The organism is Streptomyces sp. NPDC015144 (assembly GCF_043079735.1).
Taxonomy (GTDB): Bacteria; Actinomycetota; Actinomycetes; order Streptomycetales; family Streptomycetaceae; genus Streptomyces.
The window spans coordinates 357,801-377,538 of the sequence record NZ_JBIBUU010000003.1; the positions used below are offsets into that span (position 1 = coordinate 357,801).

The following is a 19,738-nucleotide window of genomic DNA, read 5'->3' on the forward strand; positions in this document are numbered from 1 at the left end:
CCCGCTCAGCCCGCCAGCGCCAGCGTCCTGCGGGCCGAGGCCACCACCGCCGCGTCAACGAACCGCCCGTCCGGGAGCGCCAGCGCGCCCCCGTCCGTCTCGGCCGCCGCCACGATCTGTGCCGCCGCCTCGATCTCCCGGGGCGTCGGGCGGAAGGCCCGCTCGATCACCGGGAGCTGGCGGGGGTGGATCGCGGCCCGTCCGAGGAAGCCCAGCGCCCGGCCGTGCGCGCAGGACGCCCACAGCCCGTCCAGGTCCCGGACGTCGGCGAAGACGGACTGGGCGGGCGGGGCCAGCCCGGCGGCGCGGGCGGCGACCACCACCCGGCTGCGCGACCAGTCGAGCCCGGCGTCGTCCCGTACCCCCAGGTCGGCACGGAGGTCCGCCTCGCCGAGCGCGACGGCGCACACCTGGGGGTGGGCGGCGGCGACCGAGTAGGCGTGCTCGACGGCGAGCGCCGACTCCAGCAGCGGGCAGAGCGGGACGCCGGGGGCCACGGCCGCGATGTGGTGGACGGACGCCGCGTGCGTGATCTTGGGCAGCCGGAGTGCGGAGAGCCCCGGCAGCCCGGCCAGCGCGAGGACGTCCGTCTCGGTGTGGACCCGGACGTGGACCGGTACGGCGCTCTTTCCGGGCGGGTCGGAGAGCAGTTCGACGGTGGCCGAGCGGGCGTACTCCTTGCGCTCCGGCGCCACCGCGTCCTCCAGGTCCACGATGACCACGTCCGCCCCGGACCCCAGGGCCTTGCGCACCACCTCCGGCCGGTCCCCGGGGACGTACAGCCAGGTGAGCGGAACCGCCGCGGTCACAGGACGCCCGCCGACCGGAGCGCGGCGATCTCCGCGCCCGACAGGCCCAGACCGGTGAGGATCTCCTCGGTGTCCGCGCCGTGCGGCCGGCCCGCCCAGCGGATCGAGCCCGGGGTCTCGGAGAGCCGGAAGAGGACGTTCTGCATCCGCAGCGGGCCCAGCTCCGGGTCGTCGATCTCGGTCACCGAGTCCAGCGCCCGGTACTGCGGGTCCTCCATCACGTCCTGGACGTCGTGGATCGGGGCGATGGCCGCCTCCGCCTTCTCGAAGGCCGAGACCGCCTGCTCGCGGGTGTGCCGGGCGACCCAGTGGCCGACCGCCGCGTCCAGCTCGTCGGCGTGCTCGGCGCGGGTGGTGCCGGAGGCGAACCAGGGCTCGTCGATCAGTTCCGCCCGGCCGACCAGGCGCATCACCCGCTCGGCGACCGACTGGGCGGAGGCGGAGACCGCGACCCAGTGCCCGTCGGAGGTGCGGTACGTGTTGCGCGGGGCGTTGTTCCCGGACCGGTTGCCGGTGCGCGGCTGTACGTAGCCGAGCTGGTCGTACCAGAGGGGCTGCGGGCCCAGCACGGTCAGGATCGGTTCGATGATCGCCATGTCGACGATCTGCCCCCGCCCGGTCCGCTCGCGCCCGGCGAGCGCGGCCATCACGGCGTACGCGGTGGCCAGCGCCGCGATCGAGTCGGCGAGCCCGAAGGGCGGCAGGGTGGGCGGTCCGTCCGGCTCCCCGGTGATCGCGGCGAAGCCGCTCATCGCCTCGGCGAGGGTGCCGAAGCCGGGGCGGTGGGCGTACGGGCCGAACTGGCCGAAGCCGGTGACCCGGACGAGCACCAGCCGGGGGTTGGCCGCGTGCAGCTCGTCCCAGCCCAGACCCCAGCGCTCCAGCGTGCCGGGCCGGAAGTTCTCGACGACCACATCGGTCCGGGCGGCCAGCCCGAGCAGGACGTCCCGGCCGCCGGGCGTGGAGAGGTCGAGGGTCATGGTGCGTTTGTTGCGGCCCAGCAGCTTCCACCAGAGGCCGACGCCGTTCTTCGTCGGGCCGTGCCCGCGTGAGGGGTCGGGGCGGAGCGGATGCTCGACCTTGATCACCTCGGCGCCGAAGTCGCCGAGCAGGGTGGCGGAGAGGGGACCGGCGAAGAGCGTGGCGAGGTCGAGCACCCGCAGCCCGGTCAGCGGTGCCCGCGCGGGCGTGGTCATGCGGCCTCGATCTCGGTGCGGTACGGCATGGAGGCCGAGGCGCCGGGCCGCTGCACGCAGAGCGCGGCGGCGGCCGCCGCCCAGGCCAGCGCCTCCGGTACGGGGCGGTGCTCGGCGAGTGCCACGGCGAGGGTGCCGACGAAGGTGTCGCCCGCCCCGGTGGTGTCGACGGCGGTCACCTCGGGGGCGGGGAAGAGGACGGGCTCGGTGCCCCGGGCCGCGTACAGGCAGCCCTTCGCGCCCAGGGTGATGACGACGACGGGGACCCGGCCGAGGAGGTGGTCCGCGGCCGCCCAGGGGTCCGCGAAGCCGGACAGCTCGGCCGCCTCGTGCTCGTTGGGCACCAACAGGTCTACACAGTCGAGGAGTTCGGCCGGGAGCGGCTGCACGGGGGACGGGGTGAGGATGGTCCGTACGCCCTGGGCGCGGGCGGTGCGGGCGCCCTCGACCACCGCGGACAGCGGCAGCTCCAGCTGGAGGAGGAGCAGCCCGGCGCCCGCGATGGCGGCGATCTCGCCGGGGCCGAGCGCGGTGACGGTGGCGTTGGCCCCGGGGATCACCACGATCGCGTTGGCGCCCGCGGAGTCGACCACGATGTGCGCGGTGCCGCTGGGGCCCTCGGCGGTGTGCAGCAGATCGGTGTCGACGCCCGAGTGCTCCAGGTTGTCCCGCAGCAGGCCGCCGTACGCGTCGTCGCCGACCGCGCCGATCATCAGGACGTCACCGCCCGCGCGGGCCGCGGCCACGGCCTGGTTGGCGCCCTTGCCGCCGGGCACGGTGCGGAACTCCCGCCCGGTGACGGTCTCGCCGAGCCGGGGGGCCCGTTCGGTGTAGGCGACCAGGTCCATATTGGTGCTCCCGAGCACCGCGATGCGGGTCATGGGCACAGTGTCTCCTCGGAGGTGAGCCGGTGGGTCTGCCGGGCGAGTTCGTCGAAGCCGATGCCGTCGAAGCCGGGTACGGAGGTGGCGAGGCGGTTCTTCAGCGGGGCGGTCCAGTGCTCCGGCAGCCGTTCGGGCGACCCGGCCAGCAGCCCGGCGAGCGAACCGGCGGTCGCCCCGTTCGAATCGGTGTCCCAGCCGCCCTCCACCGCACGGCAGACGGAGCGCGCGAAGTCCCCGTCGGCGTGGGTGAGGGCGGCGGCGAGCAGCGCGGCGTTGGGCAGCACATGCACCCAGTGGTACCCGCCGTACTCGGCGTGCAGCCGGTCGGCCACCGCGTCGAAGGAGGTACCGGTGTGGGCGCGGGCCGCCGCGATCCCGGCGCGGACCGCGCGCGCGAACCGTGAGCGCGGGGGCACCACCCGCAGCCCGGTGGCCAGGCAGCCGTGCACGTCGCTCGCGCCCCCGGCGGCCTCGGCGAGCGCGGCGGCGGTGAACATCGCCCCGTACACGCCGTTGCCGGTGTGGCTGAGCACGGCGTCCCGGTGGGCCTGCGCGGCGGCGGCCCCGGGGTCGCCGGGGTGGGTCCAGCCGTGCACGTCGGCCCGGATCTGGGCGCCGATCCACTCCCGGAACGGATTGCGGTACCGGGCGGTGTGCGGGGGCTCGATGCCGTCCAGCAGATTGCGGTAGGCGATCCGCTCGGCGGTGAACGTCCGGCCGGCCGGCAGTTCGTCGAGCCAGAGCCGGGCGAGGTCGTCGGTGGTGAACGACGGGCCGTGGCGCCGGAGCAGCAGCAGGGTCAGCAGCGGGTGGTTGAGATCGTCGTCCTCCGGCATGCCGTCGATGTTCTCGGCCAGCGAGCAGGGCGCGGAGCGGCGGTTGAACGGGTGGGCGGCGGCCAGGGGGGCGGGCAGCCCACGGGCGGTGAACCAGGTGGTCAGCGGCCAGTTCCCGGTGGCGCGGGCCAGCGCCCGGATGCCGTCCAGGGGCAGCTTCTCGACGGGCTTGCCGAGCAGACAGCCGGCCGCCCGGCCCAGCCAGGCGGCGTGCAGCCGCTCCGGGGACACCGGCGCGGTACCGGGGCGGGGCGCCGGCCAGTCGGGGCAGGCGGCCCGGATCGCGGCCAGGCCGGTCGGCTCGTCCTCGCCCGACGGGGATTCCAGCAGGGCGAGTTCGTCGAGCAGCCGCTCCGCGAGGAACCGCAGCCCCGGGGCCGGTACGGGGGAGGCGCCCGCGCGCTCCGGTGCGGGTGCGCCGCCCGCCTCGTACCACCGGCGCGCGACGGCGCGGGCGTCCCGGCCGTCCTCGGCGGCCTGCCGCAGCTCGTGCCCGACCAGGTCCTCCGGCTGCACCCAGGTCACCCGTACGGTCATCGGGCCGCCGCCAGTGCGGCGAAGGCCGCCTCGTGGCCGCGGCGGCGGGCGGTGTCCCGGGCGAACACCTCGCGGGCGACCGCCGCCAGATCCCGGGCGGGGGCGTGCAGATCGAGGCGGCTGGCCTCCGCGACGGTGGCGGCCCAGTCGGCGGGGACCGCCCGTCCGCCGCCGAGCGCGCCCGCCAGGGCCCCGCTCATGGTGGCGATCGAGTCGCAGTCCCGGCCGTAGTTGACCGAGCCGAGCACCGTGTGCCGGTAGTCGCCGTCGGCGACGAGCAGCATGCCGAGCGCGATGGGCAGCTCCTCGATCGAGTGCAGCCGGGAGGGTCTGCGGGCGCCGAGGGACGGGGCGCGGTAGTCGGGGCCGACCGAGTCGAAGGGGGCGACGGCGGCGCGCAGCGGGGCCAGCGCGGACTCGAAGTCGTGGTGCGCGGACGCGGCTTCGCACACCGCCTCGATCGCCGACCGGGTGCCGTCCTTGGCGAGCGACAGGCAGGTCTCGACGATGCCCGCGGGGGTCGCGCCCGGGGCGCAGGCGGCGGCGACGGCCGCCGCGAAGACCCCGGCCGCCTCCCGGCCGTAGCTCGACTGGTGGGCCCCGGCGACGTCCAGCGCCTCGGCGTACGCGGCCTGCGGATGGGCGGCGTTGACCAGGCCGACCGGCGCCATGTACATCGCCGCGCCGCAGTTGACGATGTTTCCGTTGCCCGCCTCGCGCGGGTCGGCGTGGCCGTAGTGCAGCCGGGCGACGATCCACTTCTCGGCGAGGAAGATCCGCTGGAGCGGCAGCGCCTCGGCCTCCAGCTCCGGGATCCAGCGGGGCCGGGAGATCAGCTCGGGGACCAGGTGGCGGGCGACCGCGTAGGCGTCGAGGTGGTCGCGCACGGTGCCGTAGACCCGTACCAGCGCATGGGTCATCAGGGTGTCGTCGGTGACGTGTCCGTCGCCCTTGTGGTACGGGGCGATGGGGCGTGCGGTGCGCCAGTTCCCGCCGTCCCAGGGGCCCACGATGCCGTCGATCCGGCCGCCGTGGCGGGCCACGATCTGCTCGGGGGAGCGGCCCTCCACCGGGCCGCCGAGCGCGTCGCCGACGGCGGCGCCGACGAGCGCGCCGGTGATCCGGTCATCGAGTGCGGGTGTCGTGGGTCCGGCCTCGGACCGCAGGGGCATCGTGGATGTCATGTCCGAATTGTCCACCCGAGGTGTCCGGTTCCCGGTCTGCCAGCAGTCCGGCGAGTTCGATGAGATCGGTCCCGGCGAGCCGGGGCAGCGCACAGCCGGCGAGGGTGCGGCAGGCCTCGCGCCAGCCGCCCGGAACGGCCCCGATCCCGCCGAGCGCCCCGGTCAGCGCACCGGCCAGGGCGGGCGCGGAGTCGGCGACCCGGGACAGGCAGGCCGCCGCGGGCACGGCCTGGGTGATCCGGCCCCGGGCCGCGGTGGCGAGGGCGAGGGCGACCGGGACGGTCTCGGCGGCGGCGATCCCGTAGCTGTAGACGTGGTCGACGATCTGGTGCTCCAGGACGGGGACGAGGGCGAAGGCACCGGCCGCCTCACCGACGAAGTCGCGGGCGATCCGGACGGCGTGGGCGGCGTTGCGGGCGATCTCGGTGCCCTCGGGGAGCTGGGCCAGCGCGGCGTTGACCGACGTGTCGACATCGGCGCCGCCGAGCGCGCAGGCGAGGGCCGCCGCCGTCGCGCGGGCGCCGTGCACCCCGTCGCCGTCCTGGGTGTAGCGCGCGTCGAACTCGGCGAGGTCGGCGGCGGCTTCGGGGTCGCCCGGGTGGGCGACGGCGAGCACGGCGGCCCGTACGCAGGCCGCGTCGTCGAAGTAGTGCGGGTTGTCGTGGCCGGTGGCGGGCGGGCGCAGCCCGGCGGCGAGGTTGCCGAGCCCGGCCCGTACCGAGATCCGGGCGCGCAGCGGGAGCACCGCGGACTCGACCTCGGGGGCGCGGGCGGCGGCCGCCGCGACCTCGGCGGCCAGCGCGTTCCAGGCCACGTCGATGGCGGCCCGCAGCCGCTCGCCGGGGGAGAGGCCGTGCAGCGGCGCGGCCGCCGAGGCGAGGAGGGTACCGGCGGCGAAGGCCGCCCATTCGGCGTCGTCGGAGGGGCCCAGCCGCAGGGGCTCGGGCGGCTGGTTGAGGGCGATCGGGACGGGCAGCGTGGTGGTGGCGTTCTGCTCGGCGAAGGTGTCGAGCTCCCGGGTGAGCCGCCGGGTCCACTCCGGCATCCGGGCCGCCCGGTGCCGCGCGGCGGGCCAGCCCGCCGCGTCCCCGGAGGCGAGCCCGAGCAGCAGCCCCTCGATCCGCGGGCGGAGCCCGGCGACGGGCCGGTGGCGCGGCCGGGCGGCGGGGGAGGGTGTGGCGGCGGAAGGGGTGGAGGAGGCGGAGTTGGAGGAGGAGGAGTCGGAGAGGACGGAGTCGTGGCGCGCGCTGTCGGTATCGGCCCGCACGCCGGTGCTCGCGCCGGTCCGTACCTCCGCAGCCGCGTCGGTGGCCGCGCCGCTCCGTACGTCCGGCCGTACGGCGGACCGTTCGTCGGTCTGCGGATCCGGTCGTACTACGGTGGTCGGGACGTCGGTCCGTGTGTCCGGTCGTACGACGGTTCGGGCCAGGGGATCGCCGCTCGGGGGCGCGTCCGCGGCCGGTTCCTCGTCGGGCTCGTCCGGGGTGAGCAACTCCGCGATGTCCAGGACGTGATGGCCGCGCATGGTCGGCAGGCAACTGCCCCGGACCGGGCCGATCGCCGCCCCCCAGTGCGGCGGGATCGCCGCCATTCCGTGCAGGGCACCGGCCAGGGCGCCCGCCACCGCGGCCGTGGTGTCCGCGTCCCGGCCCATGTTGACCGCCGTCAGCACCGCCGCCCGGAAGTCGCCGCGCGCCGCCGCGAAGGCGCCGAAGGCCAGCCCCACCGCCTCGGGCGCCAGATCCGTCCACGGGTACCCGCCGATCACCACCGCGGACCGTACCGCGCGCTCCATGGTGAGCCGGTCGGGGTAGGAGCGCTGCGCCGCCGCCACCGCGCGCCGCAGCGAACGCGCCGTCCAGGAGTCCATCGGTACGACCGACAGGGCGGCGGCGATCACCGAGGCGACCCCGGCGCCCACCATCGCCGCGGCGACCCCGGCCGCCACCGCCCGGCCGCCGTAGATGCCCTCCCCCTCGTGGCTGACCCGCCCGTCGACCGCGACCAGCCGCGCCGCCTCGTCCGGGCGGCCCGCCGCGAACACCCCGAACGGGGCCGCCCGCATCGCCAGCCCGTCGCTCCAGGCGTGCCGGTGCTGGGCGGAGATCGGGGCGGCCAGCCCCCGGCGCAGGTTCTCCAGCGTGCCCCGCTCGCTGAACCCGGCGCCGCGAAACTGCCCTTCGTCCAGATCGGCGATCCACCGGTGCCAGGCCCGCTCCACATGCGTGACGGTCAGCGCGGAACCGTGCCGGGCGAGCAGCAGCCCGGAGAAGATCGTGTACTCCGTGTCGTCCGTACCGGCGGGGTCGTCGCTCACGAAGCCCTCGATCCGGCCCCAGCGGCGACGGATCTCGGAGGGCCGCATGTTCTCCGCCGGCGCCCCCAGCGCGTCCCCGACCGCGAGGCCGAGCAGACAGCCGCGCGCCCGGTCGCCGGGGTCCGTCCGGGGTGTGCGGCCCGCGCTCGGCTCCGTCGGACCCCCTGTGATCAACTCCATCGCGTCGACCCCTTCGCTCGCGCCGAGCCAGTTCTCCGGCCTCCCCGCATCTGTGCCACGCGGAGCCCCGACAGAGGCCGCGGGCCACGAGAAAAGAGCCAGTCGGATGAGCCGTCAGAAGAGCTGAGGAAAGGCTTGCTTACCTGGTCAGGGGCGGTGGTAAGTACGGCCTGCCTTGCTGGCGGGAGTCGCGTTTCGTGCGTACTTTCGACGATGTCGAGCAGGGGTGGGGCGAGTGGAACCCGCTTCCGGAGAAGGGGAGATCCGTGGCCATCATCGAGACCGACGCCGTACTGCACGAGGCGCACCGCGACAACCACACCCACCGGGACGTCAACGGCGGCTGGCTGCGGCCCGCCGTGTTCGGGGCCATGGACGGCCTGGTCTCCAACCTCGCGCTGATGACCGGTGTCGCGGGCGGCGCCGTCTCCCAGCAGACCATCGTGATCACCGGTCTGGCGGGTCTGGCGGCCGGAGCGTTCTCCATGGCGGCCGGCGAGTACACCTCCGTGGCCTCCCAGCGGGAGCTGGTCGAGGCCGAACTCGCCGTGGAGCGGCGGGAGTTGCGCAAGCACCCGGTGGACGAGGAGCGGGAGCTCGCCGAGCTGTACGTGTCCCGGGGCGTCGAACCGGAGCTGGCCCGCGAGGTGGCGCGTCAGCTGTCGCGCGACCCGGAGCAGGCCCTGGAGATACACGCCCGCGAGGAGCTGGGCATCGACCCGGGCGATCTGCCCTCGCCGCTGGTGGCCGCGGTGTCGTCGTTCGGCGCGTTCGCGCTGGGGGCCCTGCTGCCCGTGCTGCCGTACCTGCTCGGTGCGAGCGCGCTGTGGCCGGCCGTGCTGCTGGCGCTGGTCGGGCTGTTCACCTGCGGTGCGGTGGTGGCCAGGGTGACGGCCCGTGGCTGGCTGTTCAGCGGGCTGCGCCAGCTGCTGCTGGGCGGCGCCGCGGCGGCCGTCACCTACGGCCTGGGCATGCTGTTCGGCGTGGCCGTCGGAGGCTGAGGCCCGACGGCGGGGACGGACAGGCGGGCGGGCGTATCCGGGACCGGATGCGCCCGCCGTCGCATGTCCGGCCCGGGGTGGCGCCCGGCTGTCGTACGTCCGCCGTCGCGTGTCCGGGCCCGGGGCGCGCCCCAGGCCGTCGCGTGTCCGCCGTCGATGTCCGGCCCGGAGCGCGGCCGCCCGCCGTGCGCTCGCCCGCCTGCGCCCGCCGTCGTATGTCCCGGCTGTCACCCGTCTGCCCCGTTGTGCGTGCGCCGGTCGTGTGACGTACGTCTTCTTTCCCACCTCTGGGCGGGGCGGCCCCTGCCCGCGTAAAATGAGTCGCCATGCAGGACTACGCATAAGTAGTCATTACCCGGCGGTTTCGTTTTCCTCGCCACCGGGCAAGAGCTGTAGACACCGCGGGCAACGACGCCTGCTCTCTGCGGCCCCAGGGCGCCGATCCTCCCTTTGCGACAACCCCTTCACCGGCTCATCCGGTGTCCGCATAGTGGAACGGGCTATCCGCTTTTTGAGAAGCGCCTCATCATGTATACCTGCATCACATTTCGCAGAGGGCCAACGTCGTCCCTCGGCATCGCACATGCCACGACGACGACGGGAGAGCCGATGCGTATCGACGCCTGGTCGCCCATGGACGGTCGCCCCGCCCAGCAGGGGATGTACGACCCCCGCAACGAGCACGACGCCTGCGGCGTCGGGTTCGTGGCCACTCTGACCGGTGTGGCCAGCCACGAGCTGGTCGAGCAGGCGCTCACCGTGCTCCGCAACCTCGAACACCGCGGCGCCACCGGATCGGAGCCCGATTCCGGCGACGGCGCCGGCATCCTCCTCCAGGTCCCGGACGCCTTCCTGCGCGCGGAGACCGCCTTCGACCTCCCCGAGGCCGGCGCCTACGCCGCCGGAATCGCCTTCCTGCCCGCCGACGACTCCACCGGGGCCGTCCGCGCACTGGAGAAGATCGCCGCCGAGGAGGGCCTCAAGGTCCTCGGCTGGCGCCAGGTCCCGGTCACCCCCGACCTCCTCGGCAAGGGCGCCCGCGCCACCATGCCCGAGTTCCGCCAGCTCTTCGTCGCGGACGGCACGAGCAGCGGCATCGCCCTGGACCGCCGGGCCTTCGTCCTGCGCAAGCGCGCCGAGCGGGAGGCCGGGGTCTACTTCCCCTCGCTCTCCGCCCGCACGATCGTCTACAAGGGCATGCTCACCACCGGGCAGCTGGAGCCGTTCTTCCCGGACCTCTCCGACCCCCGCCTGGCCACCGCCGTCGCCCTGGTGCACTCCCGGTTCTCCACCAACACCTTCCCGAGCTGGCCGCTCGCCCACCCGTACCGCTTCGTCGCCCACAACGGCGAGATCAACACGGTCAAGGGCAACCGCAACTGGATGAAGGCCCGCGAGTCCCAGCTCGCCACCGACCTGTTCGGCCCCGCCGACGGCGGACACGGCGACGCGTCACGGCTCGACCGGATCTTCCCCATCTGCACCCCCGACGCCTCCGACTCCGCCTCCTTCGACGAGGTGCTGGAACTGCTCCACCTCGGCGGCCGCTCACTGCCCCACTCGGTGCTGATGATGGTGCCCGAGGCGTGGGAGAGCCCCGAGGCGAAGAACGCCATGGACCCGGCCCGGCGCGCCTTCTACCAGTACCACTCCGCGATGATGGAGCCCTGGGACGGCCCCGCCTGCGTCACCTTCACCGACGGCGTCCAGGTCGGCGCGGTCCTCGACCGCAACGGGCTGCGCCCCGGCCGCTACTGGGTCACCGACGACGGGCTCGTGGTGCTCTCCTCCGAGGTCGGCGTCCTGGACATCGACCCCGCGAAGGTCGTCCGCAAGGGCCGCCTCCAGCCCGGCAGGATGTTCCTCGTCGACACGGCCGAGGGCCGCATCATCGAGGACGACGAGATCAAGGCGTCCCTCGCCGCCGAGCAGCCGTACGCGCAGTGGCTGGAAGCCGGCGAGATAGAGCTGGAGGACCTCCCCGAGCGGGAGCACATCGTGCACACGCACGCCTCCGTCACCCGCCGCCAGCAGACCTTCGGCTACACCGAGGAGGAGCTGCGCGTCATCCTCGCGCCGATGGCCCGCACCGCCGGTGAACCGCTCGGCTCCATGGGCACGGACTCGCCGATCGCCGCACTGTCCGAGCGCCCCCGCCTCCTCTTCGACTACTTCACCCAGCTCTTCGCACAGGTCACCAACCCGCCGCTGGACGCCATCCGCGAGGAACTCGTCACCTCGCTGCGCTCCACGCTCGGACCGCAGGGCAACCTGCTGGAGCCGACCGCCGCGTCCTGCCGCGCCGTCACGCTGCCGTTCCCGGTGATCGACAACGACGAGCTCGCCAAGCTGATACACATCAACGCCGACGGCGACATGCCGGGCATGAAGGCCGCCACCCTCTCCGGCCTCTACCGGGTCGGCGGCGGCGGCGAGGCCCTCGCCGCGCGGATCGAGGAGATCCGCGCCGAGGTCGACACCGCCATCGAGGACGGCGCCCGCCTGATCGTCCTCTCCGACCGGCACTCCGACGCCGAGCACGCCCCGATCCCCTCGCTGCTGCTCACCTCCGCCGTCCACCACCACCTCATCCGCACCAAGCAGCGCAGCCAGGTGGGCCTGCTGGTCGAGGCCGGGGACGTCCGCGAGGTCCACCACGTCGCGCTGCTCATCGGCTACGGCGCCGCCGCGGTCAACCCGTACCTCGCGATGGAGTCGGTCGAGGACCTGGTCCGCGCCGGTACGTTCATCGAGGGCATCGAGCCCGAGGCGGCCATCCGGAACCTGATCCACGCGCTCGGCAAGGGCGTCCTGAAGGTCATGTCCAAGATGGGCATCTCGACCGTCGCCTCCTACCGCGGCGCCCAGGTCTTCGAGGCCGTCGGCCTGGACGAGGAATTCGTCGCGAAGTACTTCCACGGCACCGCGACCAAGATCGGCGGCGCCGGTCTCGGCGTCGTCGCCCAGGAGGTCGCCGCCCGGCACGCCAAGGCGTACCCGCCCTCCGGGATCTCCGCCTCGCACCGCGCGCTGGAGATCGGCGGCGAGTACCAGTGGCGCCGCGAGGGCGAACCGCACCTCTTCGACCCGGAGACGGTCTTCCGCCTCCAGCACGCCACCCGCACCCGGCGCTACGACATCTTCAAGAAGTACACCGACCGGGTGAACGAGCAGTCCGAGCGCCTCATGACGCTCCGCGGCCTCTTCGGCTTCACCCAGGACCGCACCCCGGTCCCCGTCGACGAGGTCGAGCCCGTCTCCGAGATCGTCAAGCGCTTCTCCACCGGCGCCATGTCGTACGGCTCGATCTCCCGCGAGGCGCACGAGACCCTCGCCATCGCCATGAACCGGCTGGGCGCCAAGTCCAACACCGGCGAGGGCGGCGAGGACGCCGACCGGCTGTACGACCCCGAGCGCCGCTCGGCCATCAAGCAGGTCGCCTCCGGCCGCTTCGGGGTGACCAGCGAATACCTGGTCAACGCCGACGACATCCAGATCAAGATGGCGCAGGGCGCCAAGCCCGGCGAGGGCGGCCAGCTGCCCGGCCACAAGGTCTACCCCTGGGTCGCGAAGACCCGGCACTCCACCCCCGGCGTCGGCCTGATCTCGCCGCCGCCGCACCACGACATCTACTCCATCGAGGATCTCGCCCAGCTGATCCACGACCTCAAGAACGCCAACCCGGCCGCCCGCATCCACGTGAAGCTGGTCTCCGAGGTCGGCGTCGGCACCGTCGCCGCCGGTGTCTCCAAGGCCCACGCCGACGTCGTGCTGATCTCCGGCCACGACGGCGGCACCGGCGCCTCCCCGCTGACCTCGCTGAAGCACGCGGGCGGCCCCTGGGAACTGGGCCTGGCCGAGACCCAGCAGACCCTGCTGCTCAACGGCCTGCGCGACCGGATCGTCGTCCAGACCGACGGCCAGCTCAAGACCGGCCGCGACGTCGTCGTCGCCGCCCTGCTGGGCGCCGAGGAGTTCGGTTTCGCGACCGCGCCGCTCGTCGTCTCCGGCTGCGTCATGATGCGCGTCTGCCACCTGGACACCTGCCCGGTCGGCATCGCCACCCAGAACCCCGTCCTGCGCGACCGGTTCTCCGGCAAGGCCGAGTACGTCGTGAACTTCTTCGAGTTCATCGCCCAGGAGGTCCGCGAGATCCTCGCCGGGCTCGGCTTCCGCTCGATCGAGGAGGCCGTCGGCCACGCCGAACTCCTCGACACCGACCGGGCCGTCACCCACTGGAAGGCCCAGGGCCTCGACCTGGCCCCGCTCTTCCACGTCCCCGAACTCCCCGAGGGCGCCGCCCGCCACCGGCTCGTCGAACAGGACCACGGCCTGGACAAGGCCCTCGACAACGAGCTGATCCGGCTCGCCGCCGACGCCCTGGACGCACCGGACGCCGGGAGCGCCCAGCCGGTCCGGGCCCAGCTCGCGATCCGCAACATCAACCGCACCGTCGGCACCATGCTCGGACACGAGGTGACGAAGCGGTTCGGCGGCGCCGGACTGCCCGAGGACACCATCGACATCACCTTCACCGGCTCCGCCGGCCAGTCCTTCGGCGCCTTCGTCCCCAGCGGCGTCACCCTGCGCCTGGAGGGCGACGCCAACGACTACGTCGGCAAGGGCCTCTCCGGCGGCCGGATCGTCGTCCGCCCGGACCGCGGCGCCGACCACCTCGCCGAGTACTCCACCATCGCGGGGAACACCATCGCCTACGGCGCCACCGGCGGCGAACTCTTCCTGCGCGGCCGTACCGGCGAACGGTTCTGCGTCCGCAACTCCGGCGCCACCGTCGTCTCCGAGGGCGTGGGCGACCACGGCTGCGAGTACATGACCGGCGGCCACGCCGTCGTCCTCGGCGAGACCGGACGCAACTTCGCGGCCGGCATGTCCGGCGGCGTCGCGTACGTCGTCGACCTCAACCGCGACCACGTCAACCCCGGGAACCTCGGCGCGATCGAGGAGCTCTCCGCCACCGACCGGCAGTGGCTGCACGACGTCGTGCGCCGCCACCACGAGGAGACCGGCTCCACCGTCGCCGAGAAGCTGCTCGCCGACTGGGACAGCGCCGCGACCCGGTTCAGCAAGATCATCCCGTCCACGTACAAGGCAGTGCTCGCCGCCAAGGACGCCGCTGAGCTCGCCGGTCTCTCCGAACAGGAGACCACCGAGAAGATGATGGAGGCGGCGACCCATGGCTGACCCCAAGGGCTTCCTGACCACCGGACGCGAGGTCGCCGAGACCCGCCCCGTGGCCGAGCGCGTCAAGGACTGGAACGAGGTCTACGTCCCCGGCTCGCTGCTCCCGATCATCAGCAAGCAGGCCGGCCGCTGCATGGACTGCGGCATCCCGTTCTGCCACAACGGCTGCCCGCTCGGAAACCTGATCCCCGAGTGGAACGACTACGCCTACCGCGAGGACTGGGCGGCGGCGTCCGAGCGGCTGCACGCCACGAACAACTTCCCCGAGTTCACCGGCCGGCTCTGCCCCGCCCCGTGCGAGTCGGCGTGCGTGCTCGGCATCAACCAGCCGGCCGTCACCATCAAGAACGTCGAGGTCTCCATCATCGACAAGGCGTGGGACAGCGGCGACGTCACCCCGCGCCCGCCCGAGCGGCTCTCCGGCAAGACCGTCGCCGTCATCGGCTCGGGCCCGGCCGGTCTCGCCGCCGCCCAGCAGCTGACCCGGGCCGGCCACACCGTCGCCGTCTACGAGCGCGCGGACCGCATCGGGGGCCTCCTGCGGTACGGCATCCCCGCGTTCAAGATGGAGAAGTCGCACATCAACCGCCGCATCGAGCAGATGCGCGCGGAGGGCACCAAGTTCCGCACCGAGACGGAGATCGGCCGCGACATCGACGCCGCCAAGCTCCGCCGCCGCTACGACGCGGTGGTCATCGCCGCGGGCGCCACGGTCTCGCGCGACCTGCCCGTCCCGGGCCGCGAGCTCAACGGCGTGCACTTCGCGATGGAGTACCTGCCGCTCGCCAACAAGGTGCAGGAGGGCGATCTGACGGTCGCCCCGATCACCGCCGAGGGCAAGCACGTCGTGGTCATCGGCGGCGGCGACACCGGGGCCGACTGCGTCGGCACCGCCCACCGCCAGGGCGCCCTGTCCGTCACCCAGCTGGAGATCATGCCGAGGCCGGGCGAGGAGCGGAACGCGGGCCAGCCCTGGCCGACCTTCCCGATGCTCTACAAGGTCACCTCCGCGCACGAGGAGGGCGGCGAGCGCGTCTACTCCGTCTCGACCACCCGCTTCGAGGGCGACGAGAACGGCGACGTCCAGGCCCTCCATCTGATCGAGGTGGAGTTCAAGGACGGCAGGCTGGAGCAGAAGCCCGGCACCGAGCGGCGCATCCCGGCCCAGCTGGTCACGCTCGCCATGGGCTTCACCGGAACCGACCAGGCCAACGGCCTGGTGCAGCAGTTCGGCCTGGAGCTCGACGAACGCGGCAACGTCGCCCGGGACGCGGACTTCGCCACCAACGTCGACGGGGTCTTCGTCGCCGGTGACGCCGGACGCGGCCAGTCCCTCATCGTCTGGGCCATCGCCGAGGGCCGCTCCGCGGCACGCGGCGTGGACCGCTACCTGACCGGGGCCAGCTCCCTGCCGGCCCCGATCCGCCCGACCGACCGCGCCCTGACGGTCTGATCGCGGCCTGCCGAGACGTCCCGTACAACGGCGTACGGAACCGACCGCGGCGCCTGCCCGTCCCCGACCGGACGATTCGGCAGGCGCCGCGGTGCGTTCCGGGCCCGCCGGGTCGCCGTCGACCGGAAGGCCACCCGGCAGGCTCTCAGCCCGCCAGCGCGGAGTTCTTGAGCACCACCAGCAGCACCAGCACCGCGAGCAGCACCACGCACGCGGCGGCCTGGAACGCGGTACGCCGGTTCGCCGGGGCGTAGGCGTACGCGAGCGTCACGACGCCGCCGGTCAGCAACCCGCCCAGATGGCCCTGCCAGGAGGCGAACCCCGCCGAGATCACCATCCAGAGCAGGAACATCGCCATGAACCGGTTGACCGGCGCCATGTCCCGGCCCAGCCGCAGATGGATGACGTAGAAGGCCGCGCCGAGGCCGAAGATCGCGCCCGAGGCGCCCACCGTCAGGTCGGACGGCGCGATCAGATGGACCAGCACCGAACCGCCCAGCGCGGACAGCAGATACAGCGCCAGATAGCGGGCCCGGCCCAGCTGCTGCTCGACGACCCGGCCCAGGTTCCACAGCGCGTACATGTTGAAGACGATGTGCAAGATCCCGAACGGCAGCGCCCCCAGGGTCGCCCCGGTCGGCGGCAGGTGCAGGAAGGCCCCGGTCAGCAGCCGGTACCACTCGCCGTCGACCACCCCGATCGCGTCGAAGCCGGGGATGGCGCCGGCCCCGGGCTGGTAGACGTAGTACCCCTTGTCCGGGCCCACCAGCCCGGCCCCCAGCATCGCGAACCGGTCGAGGATCCCCGGCCGGACCACCTCGCCCAGGTAGGCGGCGATGTTCAGCCCCATCAGGACGTACGTGACGATCGGCACCGCGGACCGGGGCACCGTGCCCCCGAAGACGGTGCGCGCCTGCCGGACCGACCGCTGGCCCTCCTTCACGCACTCCACGCACTGGTGGCCGACGGCCGCCTCCCGCATGCAGTCGGGGCATATGAAGCGCTCGCAGCGCACGCAGCTGACATAGGTCTCGTACGACGGATGGCGGTAACAGGTGGTGGCTGCGGCCTCCACGACGGGCTCCTTCGGTAGGGCGGGCACGAACGGCCGGTGGGGCGGCGGCGGATCAGGACGCGGCGGATCGGGGCGCGGCGATCAAGATAGCGAACGCCGTACGGAGGGCCGGAAGGCCGGGGGCGCGGGAACGGGCGGAGAATGGCCGGGTGCCTACCAAGAAGAAGCCCCGGGCTACCCCCTCACCCGAACGGCGGAGCGAACTGCTCGCCACCGCGGCCGAGGTCTTCGCCGCGCAGGGATACAACGCCACCACCGTCCGCAAGATCGCGGACGCGGCCGGGATGCTCGCGGGCAGCCTCTACTACCACTTCGATTCCAAGGAATCGATGATCGACGAGATCCTCTCGACCTTCCTCGACGAGCTCTGGGAGGGGTACGACGCGGTGCTCGACGCCGGGCTGCCGCCCAGGGCGACCATCGAGGCACTGGTCACCGAGTCCTTCCGGGAGATCGACCGGCACCGGGCCGCCGTCGCCATCTACCAGAAGGAGGCCCGGCACCTCGCCGCCCAGCCGCGCTTCGGCTACCTCGTGGAGTCCCAGCGGAGATTCGAGAAGGCCTGGCTCGGCACGCTGGAGCGCGGCGTCGCCGACCGCAGCTTCCGCGCCGACCTCGACATCCGGCTCACCTACCGCTTCGTCCGCGACACCGTCTGGGTCGCGGCCTCCTGGTACCGGCCGGGCGGGCTGCACAGCCCCGAGGAGATCGCCCGCCAGTACCTCTCGATGGTCCTGGACGGCATCGCCCTGGATTCCGCCCCGCCGGAAGACTGACCCGGCGGCCCGCCCGGCGCGTCCCCGTCACGGTTCGCCGGAACGTGCTACGGTGGGGGCGTTGCAGTTTTGGTACCCATGAACTTTTGGTGCGCCTGACGGGAATGCTTCGTCAGGCGCATTATTGTTTTCCGGCTTTCTCCGGATGGGGCTCAATGCGGCGACTCGGAATTCGTAAAGTGCGGAATTCCGGCACTGCACCTCGTAAGGAGAACAATATGGCCACCGGAACCGTGAAGTGGTTCAACTCTGAAAAGGGCTACGGCTTCATCGAGCAGGACGGCGGCGGCGCCGACGTCTTCGCCCACTACTCCAACATCGCGACCCAGGGCTTCCGCGAGCTCGTCGAGGGTCAGAAGGTCAGCTTCGACGTCACGCAGGGCCAGAAGGGCCCGCAGGCGGAGAACATCGTCCCGGCCTGATCAGCCGCCGGACGCGTACCTCGCAGCCGGGGCCCGCACCACGAAGGTGCGGGTCCCGGCTTGTGCTGTCCCGGGGCCCCTACCGGGCCTGACCGCCGGTACCGGCACCCCCAGCAGTCCCACGCAGTTCCGAGGAAATCCACCGGACACCCCGGAACTCCTCAGGAATCCCCCAGGAGGGCAATTCCGTATGACCCGCTCCGAACGCCCGGACCGGCCCGCCCGCACCCGCTCGTCGAGGGGGCGCGGCACGGCCCCGGACAGGGCACCCGCCAAGGGGTCCGGCAAGGGACCCGGCAAGGCGTCGTCCCGTCGCAGGGCCACACCGTCGCAGGGCGAGTTCGCCCTTCCGGAGACCGTGACCCCCGCCCTGCCCGCCGTGGAGGCGTTCGCCGAGCTGGACATGGACGAAGCCCTGCTGAAGACCCTCGCCGCGCAGGGCGTCACCGAGCCGTTCCCGATCCAGGGCGCCACCCTGCCGAACTCGCTGGCCGGCCGGGACATCCTCGGCCGGGGCCGCACCGGCTCCGGCAAGACCCTCGCCTTCGGCCTCGCGCTGCTGGCCCGCACCGCCGGGCGGCGCGCCGAGCCCAAGGCCCCGCTGGCGCTCGTCCTCGTCCCCACCCGTGAGCTGGCCCAGCAGGTCACCGACGCGCTGACGCCGTACGCGGCCGCCCTGCGGCTGCGGCTGACCACGGTCGTCGGCGGCATGTCGATCACCCGGCAGTCCGCCGCGCTGCGCCGGGGCGCCGAGGTGCTCGTCGCCACGCCCGGCCGGCTGAAGGACCTCATCGAGCGGGGCGACTGCGAGCTGGACCGGGTCGCGATCACCGTTCTCGACGAGGCCGACCAGATGGCCGACATGGGCTTCATGCCGCAGGTCGTCGGGTTGCTGAAGCAGGTCGAGCCGGGCGGTCAGCGGATGCTGTTCTCGGCCACGCTCGACAAGAACATCGACCGGCTGGTCACGATGTTCCTGACCGACCCGGTCGTGCACTCCGTGGACCCGTCCGCCGGTGCGGTCACCACCATGGAGCACCATGTGCTGCACGTGGCCGACGCGACCGACAAGAAGGCCGTGGCCGTCCGGATCGCCGCCCGGGACGGCCGGGTGATCATGTTCGTGGACACCAAGCGCGGTGCCGACCGGTTCGCCAAGCGGCTGCTGGCCAGCGGCGTACGGGCCGCGGCGCTGCACGGCGGGCGGTCCCAGCCGCAGCGCAACCGGACCCTGGACCAGTTCAAGAACGGCCAGGTCACCGCGTTGGTGGCGACGAACGTGGCGGCCCGCGGCATCCATGTCGACGATCTCGACCTGGTCGTGAACGTGGACCCCCCGACCGACCACAAGGACTATCTGCACCGGGGCGGGCGCACCGCCCGCGCGGGGGAGTCCGGCAGTGTCGTCACGCTGGTGCTGCCCGAGGAGAAGCGGGACATGGCCCGGCTGATGTCGGACGCGGGCATCGCCCCGCGGACCACCCGGGTCAGCTCCGGCGACGAGGAGCTCGTCCGGATCACCGGCGCCCGCGAGCCGTCCGGCGTCGCGGTCGTCGTCGAGGTCCCGCAGCCGACCCCGCCCAAGCAGCGCACCCGCTCCGGCGGCGGACGCGGCCGGCGCGGCGGCGCGGGGCAGGGGAGCGGCGAGGCCCGCGGCACCGGCGGCGCGGCCCGCGCGAACGGCTCGGGCGGGGCTTCCCGTACGGCGGGCGCGGGCGGCGGCCGCGGAGCCGGTTCCGGTGGCGGCCGTCCCGCGGGTTCCGGCGGCGGCCGGGGCCGGGGCGGGGCACGCCCGCAGGGCGCCGGGCGCTCCGGCCAGGGGCGCGGCGGCCGGGCCGCTTAGCGACAAGGGGCCCGGGGACGGTC

At 73.6% G+C, this 19,738-nt stretch carries 13 protein-coding genes and 1 pseudogene; 6 read left to right on the top strand and 8 right to left on the bottom strand.

What is annotated here, in order from left to right; all coding sequences use genetic code 11:
• Positions 1–5: 5 nt before the first annotated feature.
• From ACF08W_RS08285 to ACF08W_RS08315, 7 genes and pseudogenes are all read right to left on the bottom strand, one after another.
• Complete coding sequence (locus tag ACF08W_RS08285; RefSeq protein WP_352274948.1) at positions 6–809, bottom strand: CoA ester lyase; 804 nt, start codon at positions 807–809, stop codon at positions 6–8.
• On the bottom strand, positions 806–2,005 hold the full coding sequence (locus ACF08W_RS08290) for a CaiB/BaiF CoA transferase family protein (RefSeq protein ID WP_392278799.1): 1,200 nt from the start codon (positions 2,003–2,005) through the stop codon (positions 806–808). The genes ACF08W_RS08285 and ACF08W_RS08290 overlap by 4 nt, the downstream gene beginning before the upstream one ends.
• Complete coding sequence (gene rbsK, locus ACF08W_RS08295) at positions 2,002–2,886, bottom strand: ribokinase (protein WP_392278800.1); 885 nt, start codon at positions 2,884–2,886, stop codon at positions 2,002–2,004. Before rbsK ends, ACF08W_RS08290 begins: the two co-directional genes overlap by 4 nt.
• Positions 2,883–4,262 (bottom strand): ADP-ribosylglycohydrolase family protein, encoded by a 1,380-nt coding sequence (locus tag ACF08W_RS08300; protein WP_392278801.1) that lies wholly within the window; start codon positions 4,260–4,262, stop codon positions 2,883–2,885. The genes rbsK and ACF08W_RS08300 overlap by 4 nt, the downstream gene beginning before the upstream one ends.
• A complete protein-coding gene (locus ACF08W_RS08305; protein WP_352274952.1) occupies positions 4,259–5,446 on the bottom strand; it encodes an ADP-ribosylglycohydrolase family protein in 1,188 nt (395 codons plus the stop codon). The genes ACF08W_RS08300 and ACF08W_RS08305 overlap by 4 nt, the downstream gene beginning before the upstream one ends.
• A complete protein-coding gene (locus ACF08W_RS08310; protein WP_385211645.1) occupies positions 5,388–6,566 on the bottom strand; it encodes an ADP-ribosylglycohydrolase family protein in 1,179 nt (392 codons plus the stop codon). The genes ACF08W_RS08305 and ACF08W_RS08310 overlap by 59 nt, the downstream gene beginning before the upstream one ends.
• Before the next feature lie 348 nt (positions 6,567–6,914).
• Positions 6,915–7,943, bottom strand: a pseudogene (locus ACF08W_RS08315) (ADP-ribosylglycohydrolase family protein); the annotation flags it as partial.
• Between the two features lie 266 nt (positions 7,944–8,209).
• Between ACF08W_RS08315 and ACF08W_RS08320 the strand changes: the two are divergent.
• The 3 genes from ACF08W_RS08320 (at position 8,210) to ACF08W_RS08330 (ending at position 15,599) form a co-directional block, all read left to right on the top strand.
• A complete protein-coding gene (locus ACF08W_RS08320; protein WP_385211647.1) occupies positions 8,210–8,944 on the top strand; it encodes a VIT1/CCC1 transporter family protein in 735 nt (244 codons plus the stop codon).
• 609 nt (positions 8,945–9,553) lie between these two features.
• Positions 9,554–14,146 carry a glutamate synthase large subunit gene (gltB, locus tag ACF08W_RS08325; RefSeq protein WP_392278802.1) on the top strand — a complete coding sequence of 1,531 codons (4,593 nt, stop codon included), beginning with the start codon at positions 9,554–9,556 and terminating at the stop codon, positions 14,144–14,146.
• Positions 14,139–15,599 (top strand): glutamate synthase subunit beta, encoded by a 1,461-nt coding sequence (locus tag ACF08W_RS08330; RefSeq protein ID WP_392278803.1) that lies wholly within the window; start codon positions 14,139–14,141, stop codon positions 15,597–15,599. Before gltB ends, ACF08W_RS08330 begins: the two co-directional genes overlap by 8 nt.
• A 145-nt stretch (positions 15,600–15,744) precedes the next feature.
• Here ACF08W_RS08330 and ACF08W_RS08335 read toward each other — a convergent pair whose 3' ends face one another.
• A complete protein-coding gene (locus ACF08W_RS08335) occupies positions 15,745–16,674 on the bottom strand; it encodes a rhomboid family intramembrane serine protease (RefSeq protein ID WP_385211360.1) in 930 nt (309 codons plus the stop codon).
• Positions 16,675–16,823: 149 nt separating this feature from the next.
• Between ACF08W_RS08335 and ACF08W_RS08340 the strand changes: the two genes are divergently transcribed.
• The 3 genes from ACF08W_RS08340 to ACF08W_RS08350 all read left to right on the top strand — a co-directional run bounded on the left by ACF08W_RS08340 (position 16,824) and on the right by ACF08W_RS08350 (position 19,715).
• Positions 16,824–17,450 carry a TetR/AcrR family transcriptional regulator gene (locus ACF08W_RS08340; RefSeq protein ID WP_352274957.1) on the top strand — a complete coding sequence of 209 codons (627 nt, stop codon included), beginning with the start codon at positions 16,824–16,826 and terminating at the stop codon, positions 17,448–17,450.
• Between the two features lie 218 nt (positions 17,451–17,668).
• Positions 17,669–17,872 carry a cold-shock protein gene (locus ACF08W_RS08345; RefSeq protein WP_352274958.1) on the top strand — a complete coding sequence of 68 codons (204 nt, stop codon included), beginning with the start codon at positions 17,669–17,671 and terminating at the stop codon, positions 17,870–17,872.
• Between the two features lie 190 nt (positions 17,873–18,062).
• Positions 18,063–19,715, top strand: coding sequence for a DEAD/DEAH box helicase (locus tag ACF08W_RS08350; RefSeq protein ID WP_392278804.1), 1,653 nt, complete (start codon positions 18,063–18,065; stop codon positions 19,713–19,715).
• Positions 19,716–19,738 lie beyond the last annotated feature (23 nt).